15 protein-coding genes are annotated in these 14645 nt (G+C 72.4%); 7 read left to right on the forward strand and 8 right to left on the reverse strand.

The window, feature by feature from the left end:
* The first annotated feature begins 4 nt into the window (after positions 1-4).
* On the forward strand, positions 5-568 hold the full coding sequence (locus AB8O64_RS34520; RefSeq protein WP_370423607.1) for a GNAT family N-acetyltransferase: 564 nt from the start codon (positions 5-7) through the stop codon (positions 566-568).
* 9 nt (positions 569-577) lie between these two features.
* Here AB8O64_RS34520 and AB8O64_RS34525 read toward each other — a convergent pair whose 3' ends face one another.
* Positions 578-1576 carry an ADP-ribosylglycohydrolase family protein gene (locus AB8O64_RS34525; protein WP_370423608.1) on the reverse strand — a complete coding sequence of 333 codons (999 nt, stop codon included), beginning with the start codon at positions 1574-1576 and terminating at the stop codon, positions 578-580.
* A 190-nt stretch (positions 1577-1766) separates the two neighbouring features.
* Here AB8O64_RS34525 and AB8O64_RS34530 point away from each other — a divergent pair, with 190 nt between their 5' ends.
* Positions 1767-4025, forward strand: a complete 2259-nt coding sequence (locus tag AB8O64_RS34530; protein ID WP_370423609.1) for a helicase — start codon at positions 1767-1769, stop codon at positions 4023-4025.
* 49 nt (positions 4026-4074) lie between these two features.
* Here AB8O64_RS34530 and AB8O64_RS34535 read toward each other — a convergent pair whose 3' ends face one another.
* Complete coding sequence (locus AB8O64_RS34535; RefSeq protein ID WP_370423610.1) at positions 4075-5511, reverse strand: Gfo/Idh/MocA family protein; 1437 nt, start codon at positions 5509-5511, stop codon at positions 4075-4077.
* A gap of 260 nt (positions 5512-5771) precedes the next feature.
* Between AB8O64_RS34535 and AB8O64_RS34540 the strand changes: the two genes are divergently transcribed.
* Positions 5772-6677 (forward strand): hypothetical protein, encoded by a 906-nt coding sequence (locus AB8O64_RS34540; RefSeq protein WP_370423611.1) that lies wholly within the window; start codon positions 5772-5774, stop codon positions 6675-6677.
* A gap of 46 nt (positions 6678-6723) precedes the next feature.
* On the opposite strand, the gene AB8O64_RS34545 is transcribed toward AB8O64_RS34540, so the two are convergent.
* Positions 6724-7266 (reverse strand): type 1 glutamine amidotransferase domain-containing protein, encoded by a 543-nt coding sequence (locus AB8O64_RS34545; protein ID WP_370423612.1) that lies wholly within the window; start codon positions 7264-7266, stop codon positions 6724-6726.
* A gap of 171 nt (positions 7267-7437) precedes the next feature.
* A complete protein-coding gene (locus AB8O64_RS34550; protein WP_370423613.1) occupies positions 7438-7959 on the reverse strand; it encodes a DUF6328 family protein in 522 nt (173 codons plus the stop codon).
* A gap of 270 nt (positions 7960-8229) precedes the next feature.
* Between AB8O64_RS34550 and AB8O64_RS34555 the strand changes: the two genes are divergently transcribed.
* From AB8O64_RS34555 to AB8O64_RS34565, 3 genes are all read left to right on the forward strand, one after another.
* Positions 8230-9822 (forward strand): FAD-dependent oxidoreductase, encoded by a 1593-nt coding sequence (locus tag AB8O64_RS34555; protein ID WP_370423614.1) that lies wholly within the window; start codon positions 8230-8232, stop codon positions 9820-9822.
* Between the two features lie 79 nt (positions 9823-9901).
* Complete coding sequence (locus AB8O64_RS34560; RefSeq protein WP_356450506.1) at positions 9902-10066, forward strand: CsbD family protein; 165 nt, start codon at positions 9902-9904, stop codon at positions 10064-10066.
* Positions 10067-10126: 60 nt separating this feature from the next.
* Entirely contained in the window at positions 10127-10450 is a 324-nt protein-coding gene (locus AB8O64_RS34565) for a plasmid stabilization protein (protein WP_356450504.1), read from the forward strand.
* Between the two features lie 139 nt (positions 10451-10589).
* Here AB8O64_RS34565 and AB8O64_RS34570 read toward each other — a convergent pair whose 3' ends face one another.
* From AB8O64_RS34570 to AB8O64_RS34580, 3 genes are all read right to left on the reverse strand, one after another.
* Complete coding sequence (locus AB8O64_RS34570; RefSeq protein ID WP_370423615.1) at positions 10590-10841, reverse strand: WhiB family transcriptional regulator; 252 nt, start codon at positions 10839-10841, stop codon at positions 10590-10592.
* A 107-nt stretch (positions 10842-10948) separates the two neighbouring features.
* Complete coding sequence (locus AB8O64_RS34575; RefSeq protein WP_370423616.1) at positions 10949-11383, reverse strand: SRPBCC family protein; 435 nt, start codon at positions 11381-11383, stop codon at positions 10949-10951.
* 91 nt (positions 11384-11474) lie between these two features.
* Positions 11475-12053: a hypothetical protein gene (locus tag AB8O64_RS34580; RefSeq protein WP_370423617.1), complete on the reverse strand. Its 579-nt coding sequence runs from the start codon at positions 12051-12053 to the stop codon at positions 11475-11477.
* Between the two features lie 197 nt (positions 12054-12250).
* On the opposite strand from AB8O64_RS34580, the gene AB8O64_RS34585 reads away from it, so the two are divergent.
* Positions 12251-13108, forward strand: coding sequence for a putative protein N(5)-glutamine methyltransferase (locus tag AB8O64_RS34585; RefSeq protein WP_370423618.1), 858 nt, complete (start codon positions 12251-12253; stop codon positions 13106-13108).
* A 63-nt stretch (positions 13109-13171) separates the two neighbouring features.
* Here the strand turns inward: AB8O64_RS34585 and AB8O64_RS34590 are convergent, their stop codons facing one another.
* A complete protein-coding gene (locus tag AB8O64_RS34590) occupies positions 13172-14644 on the reverse strand; it encodes a hypothetical protein (RefSeq protein WP_370423619.1) in 1473 nt (490 codons plus the stop codon).
* Position 14645: the final 1 nt, after the last annotated feature.

Consider the following 14645-nt stretch of genomic DNA (forward strand, 5'->3'; position numbering starts at 1 on the left):
CCCGATGACGAAGTTGATCACACCTGACGTACGGGTCCACGCGTCGTTCGTCGCCGCCATGGCCGAGTTCGCAGCCGAGGGACGCGGAGGGCCGGGCGACGACTCCAATGTCGGCCGAGCCATTCGCGCCTACGGCACTCGATGGCACGACCCGCAGGACTTCGCCGCGTACGTGGAAGCGGTCCGCGCGGACGCCCACGCCGACACCCCGCGCCCCGAGGGCCACGCCCCGTCCACCAGCCTGTGGTACGTCGTCGGCGACACCTACCTGGGCCGCCTGGCGATCCGCCATGTCCTCACCCCGCCACTCCTGGAATGGGGCGGCCACATCGGCTACGACGTCCGTCCCTCCGCCCGCCGCCGCGGGCACGCGACGGCGATGCTGCGCGCCGCCCTCCCGATAGCCCGTGGCCTCGGCATCGACCGGGCCCTGATCACCTGTGATCCGGACAACGTCGCTTCCCGCAAGGTGATCGAGGCCTGCGGCGGCGTCTACGAGGACCGGCGACGGCAGAAGCTGCGCTTCTGGGTCTCCACGAACGGCGAGCGGGGGGCTGCCGGGCGGTGAGAGGAGGCGTCAGGCGTCCCACGCGGCACCGAGCGCCAGCAGCTCGTCGCGGTACTCGATCCGCTCCGCCCACTCCTGCGGCCAGACCCCCGGGCCGAGGTACGCGCCGGCGAAGGCTCCGGTCAGACAGGCGATGGAGTCGGAGTCACCCGAGGTGCACGCGGCGCGCCGCACGGCGGTGAGCGGCTCGTCGGGGAAGAGCAGGAAGCACAGCAGCGCGGTGGCCAGCGCCTCCTCCGCGATCCAGCCGGCGCCCGTCGCCAGGCACGGGTCGCTTTCCGGGTCGGGCGAGCGGAGCGCTGCCTCCAGCCGGTCGAGAACCCCGAGGCACTCGTCCCAGCCGCGGGCGATGAAGCTCTCCGGCCCCGCGTCGTGCGTGTGCCGCCACAGATCGCCGAGCCAGTGCTCGTGGTAGCGCGTGCGGTTGTCGCTCGCGTAGGCGCGCAGCAGCCCGGTGAGCCGGGCGGGCTCGGTGCCCCGCGCCAGCAGCCGCACGGCGTGGGCGGTGAGGTCACTGGCGGCGAGCGCGGTCGGGTGCCCGTGGGTGAGCCCCGACTGGAGCTGTGCGGCCCCGGCGCGCTCCTCACCGGTGAGGCCGGGGACGAGGCCCACGGGCGCCACGCGCATATTGGCGCCGCAGCCCTTGGAGCCGGTGACGCTCGCCCGCTGCCAGGGCCGGTCGTCCGCGGCGAGCAGTGCGCAGGCGGTGAGACAGGTACGGCCGGGGGCACGGTTGTTGTCGGGGGAGCGCCACCAGGCGACGAATTCCTCGCGCAGCGGTCCGGCAAGTCCGGGCGGACTCAGCGGCCCGCGCTCCAGCGCGGCACGCAGTCCGCGCCCGACCGCGAGGGTCATCTGGGTGTCGTCGGTGACGAACGCGGGCCGGGGCAGTTCCATACGCCGCCAGGGCCCGCATTTCGCCAGAATCGACTGTACGTCGTCGAACTCGGTGGGGAACCCCAGTGCGTCCCCGATGGCCAGCCCGATCAATGCCCCCGTCGCCTTCATACGGCTACCTTACGAGGCCGCCGACGGGCTCCGGCAGGGGGTGGAGCGGCTTCCGCCACGGAAAAGAAAAAGCCCCGGACCGTATTGACGGCCGGGGTAATTCTCTGCGTATATTGGAGAATTCCATGCCCTGCGGAACTCATGGCATGGAGAAGCGTTATGAGGCCATGATATCCGGGTGGGAGCAGAATTGTCAAACGAGAAATGGACGAGCGAGCAGGAATTCATCGATCTGCTCCACGACCGCCTGGCCGAACTGCGGGCGGGAGCCGAGGCGTCGGTGAAGGACGCCCTGGCTCCGGCGGGGAACGGTCTGCAGGCGCGGTTGGAGCGGGATGTGCTCGTCGCCGAACAGTCCGGGCTGCTCGCCGCCTTCAACGCCGGGGAGAACGGGCTCTGCTTCGGCCGGCTGGTGTTCCGGGACGGACGGGATCACCACATCGGCCGGATCGGCATCCGGCGCGACGACGCGGACCGCACCCCGCTCGTCATCGACTGGCGGGCGGAGGTCGCCCGCCCCTTCTACCTCGCCACCGGGCACACCCCCATGGGGCTGCGCCGCAGGCGTCACATCACCACCGAAGGCCGCCGCGTCACCGCTCTGCACGACGAGATCCTGGACCTCGCCGACACCCTGCGCACCGGCCATGAGGGGACCGACGCGGACGCCGTCCTGCTCGCCGCGCTGGACGCCTCCCGCACCGGCCGGATGCACGACATCGTGCAGACCATCCAGGCCGAGCAGGACCGCATCATCCGCGCCCCGCACCACGGCGTCCTCGTCGTGGAGGGCGGCCCCGGCACCGGGAAGACCGTCGTGGCCCTGCACCGGGCCGCCTTCCTGCTCTATGCCCACCGGGAGCAGCTGGCCCGCCGGGCCGTGCTGATCGTCGGGCCCAACCCCGCGTTCCTCGGCTACATCTCGGAGGTGCTGCCCTCCCTCGGCGAGACCGGTGTCCTGCTCGCCACGCCCGGCGAACTCTTCCCCGGCGTGACCGCCACCGGGACCGACACCGCCCGGGCCGCCGCCGTCAAGGGCGGCGCCGCGATGGCCGACGCGCTGGCGCGGTTCGTGCGGGACCGGCAGACGCTGCCCGACCCCGTCACCGTGATCGGGCACGAGGACGGCGAACTGCTGCTGGACGAGGAAATCGCCCGCGAGGCACGGCGCCGGGCCCGCGAGACCGGGCTGCCGCACAACCTCGCCCGCCCGCACTTCGCGTTCCGCGTCATCGACGCGCTGACCGCGCAGCTGACCGACCGGCTCGGCGCCGACCCCTACGGCGGGCCGAACCTCCTCGGCCCCGACGACATCGCCCAGCTCGGCAAGGCCATCGCCACCAGCCCCGAGGTGCACTCGGCCATCGAGGAGCTGTGGCCCGCCCTCACACCGGAGCAGTTGGTCGCCGACTTCCTCACCGACCCCGTCCACCTCCCGGAAGCCGACGCGCGGGCGATCCGCCGCACCGGCGGCGACTGGACCCCCGCGGACGTCCCGCTGCTCGACGAGGCCGCCGAACTCCTCGGCGAGGACGACGCGGCGGCCCGCGCAGCCGCCGAGGCCGAGCGCCAGCAGCGCATCGCGTACGCGCAGGGCGTTCTCGACCTCACCTACGGCTCCCGCACCCAGGAGTTCGAGGACCGCGACGACGAGGACTCCGAGGTGCTGGCCGCGCACGACCTGGTCGACGCGGAACGGCTCGCGGACCGGCACGAGGAGGCCGACCACCGCAGCGCCGCCGAACGCGCTGCCGCCGATCGCACCTGGGCGTTCGGCCACATCATCGTGGACGAGGCCCAGGAGCTGTCCCCGATGGCGTGGCGGCTGCTGATGCGCCGCTGCCCGACCCGCTCGATGACCCTGGTCGGCGACCCGGCGCAGACCGCCGAACCGGGCGGCTGCGGCGCGTGGGAGCCGATCCTCGCGCCGTACGTCGAGGACCGCTGGGAACACGTCAAGCTGGGTGTCAACTACCGCACGCCGACGGAGATCATGGAGGTCGCCGCCGACGTGATCCGGTCCGTGGACACCGCCTTCGAGCCGCCGCGCTCGATCCGTTCCACGGGCGTACGACCATGGGCCCGCCACACCGGCGACCTGCCCCGCGCGGTCGCCGAGGCCGTGGCCCGGGAGACGCGAACGGAAGGCCGCCTCGCGGTGATCGCCCCGCGTGACCACCACGACGCCCTGGCCGCGGCCCTCCCGGCCGCCTCTGCCGGCTCCTCCCCGGATCTGACCAGCCCGGTGGTGCTGCTCGACCCGAGGCAGGCCAAGGGTCTGGAGTTCGACACGGTCATCGTGGCGGAACCGGCGGAGTTCGGGGTCAGCGACCTGTACGTCGCGCTCACCCGGGCGACGCAGAGGCTGGGCGTCGTCCACACAGGGACACTGCCCCCGGGACTGGAGACGCTGGAGGTCGGCGAGGCCGCCACCGTGCCCGGCCGGTGACCGCCCCGGTGCGGGGACGCGCCACGTCCCCGCACCGAGGAAGGGATCCCTACGGCTTCGCCGAGTCCATCCCGGGGCGGGCCTGCCGCCACAGCCCCCGTGTGAAGTCGGGGATGGCCTGCGGCGCGCCCTGTGCCTTGATCGAAGCGTGGCTGAGCGGCACGGGAGCGGTCCAGGTGGCCGCGTCGTACACATCGAAGTCGGGCACCAGACCCAGGCGCATGCACTGCATCAGCCGGAAGACCATGATGTAGTCCATGCCGCCGTGCCCACCGGGCGGATTGGCGTGCTCCTTCCACAGCCAGTGGTCCCACTTCTCGTACTTCTTGAAATCGCCCCACCTGTCGTCGGACATCTCCGGCTCGAGATAGATCCTCGGCGGGTAGTCCTCGAAGACCCCCTTCGTGCCGCCCAGAATGTTCAGACGGCTGTAGGGATGCGGATTGGAGACCGCGTGCTCCAGCCGGATCACCCGGCCCTTCGCCGTCTGGACCAGACTGATCGACATGTCGCTCTGGACATAGCTCTCCTTCCAGCTCGGGTCACCCGCCGGCATGTGCTCCGCGCGATAGGCGGCCAGCCCGAGGGCGGGGGAGCCGAACGTCGTGATTCGCACCGCGCGGTCCCCGCGGTTGACGTCCATGTAGTTGGCGACCGGCCCGAACCCGTGGTTGGGGTAGAGGTCGCCCTTGAGCCGGGTGTGCCAGAGCCGCCGCCACGGGCCCTCGTAGTACGTCGGCGAGAACATCAGCCCGCGCAGATCGTGGATGTACGCGCCCGCGCCGTGCAGGAGGTCGCCGAAGAGACCCGCGTGCGCCATGCGCAGGACCCGCATCTCGTTTCTGCCGTAACAGCAGTTCTCCATCTGTATGCAGTGCCGGCGGGTGCGCTCCGAGAGGTCCACCAGCCGCCACAGCTGGCCGAGTTCCATGGCGATCGGACACTCGACGCCGACGTGCTTGCCGTTCAGCAAGGCCGCCTCGGCCATCGGGAAGTGCCATTCCCAGGGCGTCGCGACGAAGACGAAGTCCAGATCACCGCGTGCGCAGAGCTGTTCGTAGTCGTCCTCGCCCTTGGTGTAGAGGGCGGGAGCGGGCCGGCCCGCGGCCGTGACCTTGGCGGCGACCTTCTCCGCCTTCGCTCTGACCGGGTCGCACAGCGCGTTGACCGTGACACCGGGGACGGCGAGGAAGAGGTCGGTCATGGCATCGCCGCGATTGCCCAGACCGATGATCCCGACCCGGACGGTGCCACGCCGCTCGAACGGTGTGCCGATCATGGTCTTGCCCTGGCGGGCCGGCCAGGCCGGCTCGTCGGCCGCCTGCGGCGCCGGGGCGCCGGGGGCCTGGGGGGCGGCCGCGGCGCTCGCCGCGCCGAGTCCGCCGAGACCCACGCCGAGTCCGGCGCCGGCGGCGCCCGCGGACCTCAGCACGGAGCGGCGGCTGACCTCGGGGTCCTCGTGGTGGTGCGGGGCTGGCTCGTGCATCGGTCCTCCTGGGAGCTGATGATGAGCTGCACATGCGGGAACGTCGGTAAGGACCTTGACGGTTGAGGCGGATGCAGCGCAAGAGGCCCGAGGGGCTCCGCGTCGGTTCGTCGCGCAGTGGGGTGACGCGGCGGGAGTGCCGGGCCGCGCGGGCCGGCCCGGCTCCTAGCCCGATTGGCTCGAATCCGGTCGGCATCGGCTTCACCGGGTCCGTGAGGGGTGATGTGTGGTCACGGGGATCATCGAAGGAAGGGATCTCTATGCGCAGCCAACTGCTCAGACGCGGGGTGAGGACGGCGGCCGTCGCCGCCCTCACCTTCGCCACCACCGTGGGCGGAGCGAGCGGTGCCACCGCACAGCGGCACGGGACGTCCCCGATCGACGTCACCGTCAACGCCTCGGGCATCAAGGCACCGCACCACCACGAAGGCGGTCGTGTCGCCTTCCGGGTCTCCACGGACGCCAAGGACGGACGTCAGCTCCAGGTCGTGCGCCCGCACAAGGGCGTACCCATCCGCCGCGTGCTCCGCGACCTGGCCGACGCGGTCAGTCACACCCCGTCCAGGGCCGCGGCCGGAATGCGGGCGTTCGAGGCCGACGCCGAGGCCGTGGGCGGAGCCTTCGTCACCCGGAAGGTGCACGAGGAATTCACCACGTCGATCCCGGACGGCACGGTCTACCTGATCGACTTCACGGCGTTCCTGGAACGTCCCACCAAGCCGGTGGTGAAGTCCCTCAAGCTGTACGGCTCGCACCACGGTCACCACAAGGAGCTGACGAGGTCACCGCACAGCACGGTGACCTTCCGCGACACCGACGCGGGACCGCGTTTCCGTACCGAGGGGCTGGTCACCTCCCACAAGCCCATTCTGATCCGCAACGCCTCGTCCGAGGTCCACGAGGCGCAGATCCAGCGCGTCTCCGCCGGCACCACCGACCGGGACCTCCGTAAGTACTTCGACGCGATGGCGCAGGGCAAGAAGGCGAAGTCACCCTTCACCGGTCAGCCCGTGGGCTTCGGCGGGATCTCGCCCGGTCACAAGGCACTGCTGCGCATCCACGGTCTGAAGCCGGGCACCTACGCGCTGACGTGCTACGTACCCGATGAGCACAGCGGTCTGCCGCACGTCTTCATGGGCATGTACAAGATCGTTCACCTGCGTTGAAGGAAGGAGGTCATCGGGAGCGGGCCCCGCTCCCGATGACCTCCGCTCACGCCGACGCCTTCGTGAACTCGCTGGTGAAGGCCGCGCAGAAGGCCTCCAGATCGCCGGGCTTGCGGCTGCTGACGAGCGTATTGGGGCCGCTCGTACACACCGCGACCTGCTCGTCGACCCACGTGCCCCCGGCATTGCGGATGTCGGTGCGCAGACTGGGCCACGAGGTGAGGGTCCGGCCCCGCAGGACGTCCGCCTCCACCAGGGTCCAGGGGGCGTGGCAGATGGCCGCGACGGGTTTGCCCGCGTCGAAGAAGCCCTTCACGAAGGCCACGGCCCGCTCGTCCATCCGCAGCGCGTCGGGATTGGCGACGCCCCCGGGCAGGACCAACGCGTCGTAGTCGTCGACGCCGGTGTGGTCCAGGTCCGCGTCCACGGCGAAGGTGTCGCCCTTGTCCAGATGGTGGAACGCCTGGATACGGCCGGGTTTCGTGGAGACCAGCCGGGGGGTGCCGTCGGCGTCGAGCGCCGCTTGCCAGGGGTCGGTGAGCTCGATCTGTTCGACACCTTCCGGTGCCACCAGGAACGCGATCCGCATGCTGCTCATCATGGTCCTCTCGTTGTTGCTGAGAAGCGGTTCCGGCCGGTGACGACGGGGCCGCGCGGCCCGCGCGGTCACGTGGTCCCGCCCCACCCCGGTACGGGTGACCGAACGGCGGCCGGGGGAAACCCCCGCCGGCCCCGAATCCCCACGATCGATGCGCCCGGGCTACTCCCTCGGCTTGTGGCGGTGCAGGGCCCAGCCGGGCAGCCCGAACCAGCACAGCAGCAGCCAGGTGACCACCCCCGCGACCAGCCACGGCACTGCCGCGTTGTCCAGCGCGATCCGCAGGATCAACAGCAGCGCCGAGGCGACGGTGGCCAGGAGCAGTACGACCCCGACCATGGTCAGCCGCGCGGCCCAGGCGACGGTCTGCGGCTTCATCCGGCGTCCGCTCACGATCCGGTGGAAGGAGACCGGGCCGACGAGCGCGCCGGTGGTCGCCGCTCCCAGGACGACCGTGACCACGTAGATGATGCGATCGATGTCGTCCAGGGTGGCGAATCGCGGTGTGAAGACCACGGTCAGCAGGAAACCGAAGAGGATCTGCACCCCCGTCTGCGTGACACGGACCTCCTGGAGCAGCTCGCTCCAGAGCCGGTCCGCCCGTTCGTTGACCGATTCGTCGCGTCCGTCGTGCCGCTCCCCGCCGGGCCCGGATGTGCCGCCCTGCCCTCCGGTCGCCGCCATACGGCGCTCCTTCCTGTCCCCTCGCCACCGTCCCACCGCCGCGACGCGATGCCCGGCGCTCTCCTCAGCTTGCGCCGGATCCCTCTCCGGGGCGGTTCGGGCGGACGGGGGAGCGACGGACGGAACGGTGGGCGGGATCCTCTCCGCCCGGACCGGCCCCCACGCGCGGGGAGCGGTGCCGTCACCCGGTCGGCTGCCCGCCGACCGGCTTCGTTACGCCGTCCGGTATCCCCACGTTAGGGCGGGGCCGCACCGGGAACATGGAAGGGCATGCCGAAACCCGCCCGCACGACGTACGAGTCCCACTGGATGGATTCGACACCGGTCACGGCGTACCCCGCGATCGGCCCGGAGGCCGTGGTGGAGGCGGATGTCGCCGTGGTCGGCGGTGGTATCGCCGGCCTGTGCACCGCGTGGGAGCTGGCCCGGGGCGGCCGGGACGTCGTCGTGCTGGAGGCCGACCGGATCGCCACCGGCGTCAGCGGCTACACCACCGCCAAACTCTCGGCGCTGCAGGGCCTGTGCTACGCGCGGCTGCGGACCGAGCACGGGGCCGACGCCGCCGCCCTCTACGCGCGCTCGCAGCTCGACGCCGTGGAACACGTGGCCGCGCTCTGCGCGGAGCTGGGCATCGACGCCGAACCGGAGCGGGCCCCCGCGTACACCTACGCGCGGACGGCCGAGCACGCGGACGCCGTCGCCGAGGAGGCACGGGCGGCGCGGGAAGCCGGGCTCGACGCCTCGCTCGTCACCGACACCGGCCTGCCGTTCCCGGTGGCCGCCGCCGTGCGCGTCCCCGGTCAACTGCAGTTCCATCCGCGCAAGTTCCTGCTGGCACTCGCCGAACGGTTCACCGCCGGCGGCGGACGCGTCCACGAACGCACCCGTGTGGTGGGGCTCCACGACGGCGCTCGCTGCCGTCTGGCCACCGAGAACGGAGCCGTGGTGCACGCGCGGGACGTCGTCATCGCCACGCACTACCCGGTGTTCGACCGGTCCCTGCTCTTCACCCGGCTCACACCGCGCCGGGAACTGGTCGTCGCCGCGCCGGTCCCGGCCGCGCAGGCGCCCCCGGGCATGTACCTCACACCGCAGGACGGCACCCGCTCGGTGCGCAGTGCCCCCTACGGCGAGGGACGGCGGCTGGTCATCGTCACCGGCGAGTCCTTCACACCGGGTGCGCCGGGTGTGGCCGACCGGTTCGAGCGGCTCCAGGCCTGGGCGGACGCCTGCCTGCCGGGCTTCGCGGACGCGCCGTCGGTCCACCGGTGGGCCGCGCAGGACAACGACTCCGACGACCACCTGCCCTACGTCGGCCACGTCCATCCCGGAACCCGGCACGTCTACGTGGCCACCGGCTTCGGCGGCTGGGGCATGACCAACGGGGTGATGGCCGGCCGGCTGCTCGCCGCCCGGATCACCGGCGGCCCGCGCCCCGCCTGGACCCGGCTCTTCGATCCGAGAAGACTGCCGCCGCTGCGGGACACCGCGGAGCTGATGAAGGGCCAACTGGACGTCGCCCGGCACTCCGTGGGGGACCGGCTGCACACCACCCACGTCGACGCGGTCACGGACATCGCACCGGGCCGTGGGGCCGTCGTACGGATCGGCGGCCGGCGGTGCGCGGTCTACCGCGATCCGTCCGGCGAGGCACGGGCTGTCTCGGCGCGGTGCACACACCTGGGCTGCCTCGTCCACTTCAACGACGCCGAGCGGGTGTGGGAGTGCCCCTGCCACGGCTCCCGGTTCGCCACCGACGGCTCGGTCCTGCACGGCCCCGCCGTCCGCCCCCTGGAACCGCGCGAGATCCCCGGCAATGACCGTCACGACAAGGGGAACAAGGAAACCGACACGTCAGGCTGAGTGCGGTTGCGGACCTCGAAGGCCGCCCACAGGGTGGGTTTTGAAGGCAGCCGCCTTCCGACAGACAGGAGACCGGACCATGAGCAAGGCAAAGGGCAAGGCCAAGCAGGCCAAGGGCAAGCTGAAGGAGACCACCGGCCGCGCCACCGACGACAAGCGGATGGAAGCCGAAGGTCGGGCCGAGAAGGTGCAGGGCAAGGCTCAGGAGACCGTGTCGGACGCGAAGAAGAAGTTCGAGCGCTGATGCCACCGGTTCCGGCGGTGGACGCCGGAACCGGTACGGACGCCGTAAGGACCGGAGAACATGCCTCAAGGATCAAGTCCGAAGCGTGAACGCCAGTACGAGCACATCAAGGAGAGCGCCGAGGACCGCGGCGAGAGCACGAAGCGGGCCAAGGAGATAGCCGCCCGCACCGTGAACAAGGAACGCGCACGCTCCGGTGAGTCCCGCACCGCGAGCAAGAGCTCCACGCAGGACATGTCCTCCTCCAAGCGAGGCGGACAGCGTTCCCACAGCGGCGCCCAGGGACCGACCTACGATCAGCTCTACGCCGAGGCGCAGCGCCGCAACATCCACGGGCGCTCGTCGATGAACAAGAGCGAACTCAAGCGTTCCCTGGGACGCTGACAGGTCCTGATCCCAGATCCGCGGCCGTTCCGGACGGAACGGCCGCGGCTTGTCGTGAACGCTTGTCTTGTAGTGAACGGCGCTTGTGGTGAACGGCGGGTGCGGCACGCGGGTCGTGCGCGGGCACGGCGCACCCGTCCTAGCGCGCGGCGGCGGCGTACTGCCTTCGCCCCGTGCGGATGGCCTGGCGGTCCTTCTCGCTCGTCCCACCCCATACCCCGTATTCCTGACCGGAGTTCATGGCCCAGCGGAGGCACTCCTCCATGACAGGGCAGCGCCGGCACACGGATTTGGCGTCCTCGGTCTGCGTGACGGCAGGGCCCGTGGTGCCGACGGGGAAGAACAGGTCGGGGTCCTCTTCCCGGCAGGCGGCGTCTTGTCGCCAGTTCACGTGGCAACTCCCTCTGTCGCGGTCGGATCGGCTGTCTCTCTCTTCGCGTTGCCGGGAAGGGACGACCTATTCCTGATCTGGGCCGGCGGACCGCGACGTGATGCGCGTCAGCCGTCCAGCAGGCGGCGCACCACCCTGCCGAAGACCAGCCGGCCGGACCAGGTGATCAGCGGGTCGAACAGCCGGGGCAGCCCGCGGACACGCAGATCCTCCTCCCAGACGACCCACGACCCCGCACCGTGCGCACGTACTTCCAGCTCGGTCCAGCCGGTGACCACCGAACCCCGCTTCTCCAGCCGGCAGCGGCCGGGGGCGGTGGCCGTGGGCGGCTCCCAGCGCACCACGTCCATGGAGTCGTCGAAGGCAACGCGCCCGACCCCGGTGCGGGCCACGAACCTCGTCCCCGCGCCGGGCGGGTGCGGCGTCAGCACGACGATCCGGGTGAGCGGAACATGCGCCGCGTGGTCCTCCCAGTGGGTGAGTCGTTGCCACGCGGCATCGACGGGCAGCCGTGACGGACGTTCGATCAGGAACGGGGCCATGACGGCATCGTAGGCGGCGCGGCCCCGACGCCCCCGGCCCCGGGCCGGCGCGGCCCGAGCAGGCCCGGAAGGCCGGCCGTGGGAGGCCGGGTCAGCCGAAGGCGGACTCCACCACGATCGCGACGGTCAGCAGCGCCAAGAAGAAGGCCACCACGCCCGCGCAACCACCGAACAGCACCGTGCGGGCCCGCACCGGCCGCCCCTCGGCGGCGCGGCGCCGGGCGAGACGGGCCAGCAGGCCCGCGGGGACGATCAGGGCCGTCACCGCGAGCCACCACCAGAGATAGACCGGGGGAGCCGCAACGCCCCCGCGGAACCCGGCCCACCCACCCACGACGGTGACACCGGCCGCCGAGATCGCCGAGGCCACGGCCGGTATCCACCACCAGGCCCCCGCTCCGCCCCACCGCGCCCCCGCCCGGCGCGCCAGCGCGACGGTGGGCAGCACCAGCGTCAGCGCGAGGACCAGGGCCACGCCGGCCACGACCGGGAGGAAGAACGGAAGGACCAGGACCGCCAAGGCGCCGCTCTCGTCCTCGGGACCGGGGTGGGTCACTCCCCAGGACCACAGAGCGGCGGCCGCGAACGCCATCTCGACCATCAACGCCGAGACCGTCACCGTGAGCCCGGACGACGGCCGCCCGTCGGTGTCTGCTGTCACTGTCTGCACGCCCTGATCATCCCCCGCCCCCTTTCCGTACGGGCCCCCGGTGTGGATCATGTAGTGTGACCGGCACCAGTACGGAAACGACCGAGGAGGTGAGACCCATTACCGCAGTAGCAGGCTGGGTGCTCTCATCTCACGGCTGTACGGTCCACTTGTCACAGTGACCGGGAGAGCGCCCTTCGGTACCCGAAAGGCTTCCCATGTCGGTTTCCCCGTCATCGCTCTCCTCTTCCCTCTCCCGATCCGCCATCGTCACCAGGCTCCGGGCCGTCGGCTGTGTCTTCGCCGAGGACGAGGCGGAGCTGCTCCTCTCCACGGCACGTGACCGCGCCGAACTCGCCGCCATGGTGGACCGCCGGATCGCCGGGCTTCCCCTCGAACACGTCCTCGGCTGGGCGGAGTTCCACGGTCTGCGCATAGCCGTCGACCCCGGAGTCTTCGTACCCCGGCGCCGTACCGAGTTCCTCGTCACCCAAGCCGTCGCCCTCGCCCGGCAGATCGCGGCCAACGCCGCGCGGACCGCCCCCGTCGTCGTCGATCTGTGCTGCGGCTCTGGCGCGGTGGGCGCCGCGCTCGGCGCGGCCCTGGACCGGGTCGAGCTGCACGCCGCCGACATCGACCCCGCCGCGGTGCGCTGTGCCCGCGGCAACCTCGCCGCGGCCGGTGGCCGCGTCCACGAGGGCGACCTCTACGAACCGCTGCCCGCCACCCTCCGGGGCCGCGTCGACGTCCTCGTCGCCAACGCGCCCTACGTGCCGACCGAAGCGATCGGACTGCTCCCGCCGGAGGCTCGTCTGCATGAGCCCCTGGTGTCGCTCGACGGCGGCGCGGACGGTCTGGACGTCCAGCGGCGGGTGACCGCCGCGGCCCCGCTGTGGCTGGCACCGGGCGGTCACCTGCTGGTCGAGACGAGCGAGCGTCAGGCACCCAGGACCCTCGAGGCCTTCGCCGGCAGCGGGCTGATCCCGCGCGTGGTCACCTGCGAGGACCTGAACGCCACCGTCGTCATCGGGACCAAGCCCGCCGTCGCGTCCGTGGGGGAGCGGCACGGCCGGTAGCCTCCGCGGGAGCCGCCGCCCCGCCCCGGCCGGTCACCGCGGGGCAGCCAAGCCCGCCTGGACCTAAGCCCGTTGAGCGGCGCCCTCCCCGCCGGCCGACCTCAGATACCAGCGCAGCAGGTCCACCGTCCGGCTGCCCAGGACGGGTTCGGCCCGGTCGATCAGCGTGTCCAGACCCGTACGCTCGACGGGGGAGAGGGCCGCGTACGCCGACGCCGCGTCGGCGGGGCACCACCGTGGCACCGCGGCCCGGGCCCGGACGCGCAGCCGCGGCTCCGGGTCGTCCAGCAGGCTCAGGTGACAGAGCAACGGGACCGTGCCGCGATGCTCCGACAGCAGCCGGTGGGCAGCGCTCCGCACGTGCCGGGGCCGGTCGACGGCCAGACGCTCCCACAGCCACGCCGCGGGGAGCTCCGCGGCGTACGGCAGGAGCGCGACGGACGCCTCGCGCGCGACGGACGCCGACGGGTCGTCGAGCAGGGGGCGCAGCCACGCGGGGTCCACCGCGCCCAGCACGCGCAGCGCGCCGACCGCGCGGGCCCGCACCGGACCGCTCGGATGCGTGAGCAGGGGGCGCAGCAGGTCGGCGTCCGCCCGGGTGCCGCACTCGCCCAGCCCGGCGACGGCCCCCGGAAGGACGGCCGCGGCCGGGCCGGCGCACGCCTTCCGGTAGTGCGGCAGCGGGTCCCGGCCGTGTCGGCGCAGCACCCACCGCGCGCAGGCGCGGACGACGCCCGAGCGGTCGGCGAGGAATCCCGTGGCCTCCTCGGCACGTCCGGTCCGGCCCAGTGCCGTCACCCCCGCCGCACGCACACGTGAGTGGCGGGAGCCCAGCAACGGGCGGAGGATCTCGTCGTGCCGGCCGTCGCCGGTGCGGGCGAGGGCGGCGTCGGCGCACAAGTCCTGGACGACCACGTCGTCGTCGGTGGCCGCGAGACGGGCGAGAGTGGCGGGAGAGAAGCGGTCCCGGCCGATCGCGATGCGGTGCGCGAGGCGGCGGGTGGCCCGGTCCCGGCTGGCCAGCAGGGCGTCGGTCAGCTCGTCGTCGGCCCGCCGCAATCTCTCCACGACGAGCTCCCGGGCCCACTGGCCGTGCCGGCGCCGTGCCATGCGCAGCACGACCGCGGTGACGGTGGCCAGGGTCACCGGATCCGGCTCGGCCAGGGCCGCGCGCAGCAACTCCCGGGCCCGCGCGCGGACGGGGGCGACCCAGTCCGCGCAGCGCACGGCGACGAGCGGCAGCAGCGCCGGGACGGCCGCACCGCGACCCAGGGCGGCCTGTCGTATCCGGCCGTCGGGGTGGCACAGGGCCACGGCGAGCGACGGCTCGTTCGCGGGCGGCTCGCCGGCGCGCACCCACGCCATGGAGGGCAGGGTGTCCGACCAGGGCCAGGACGAGGACTGCCGCCGTATCCCGAGGTCGAGTGCGATCCAGTGCTCGGCGTCCCCGGGGTCGAGAACGCCCTCCAGCGACGCCGCGCTCCCTCGGCGGGCGGCGTCGACCGCCTTCCGGGCCGGCTCGTCCTGCTTGTTCACG

The organism is Streptomyces sp. QH1-20 (assembly GCF_041283565.1).
Classification (GTDB): Bacteria; Actinomycetota; Actinomycetes; order Streptomycetales; family Streptomycetaceae; genus Streptomyces; species Streptomyces syringius.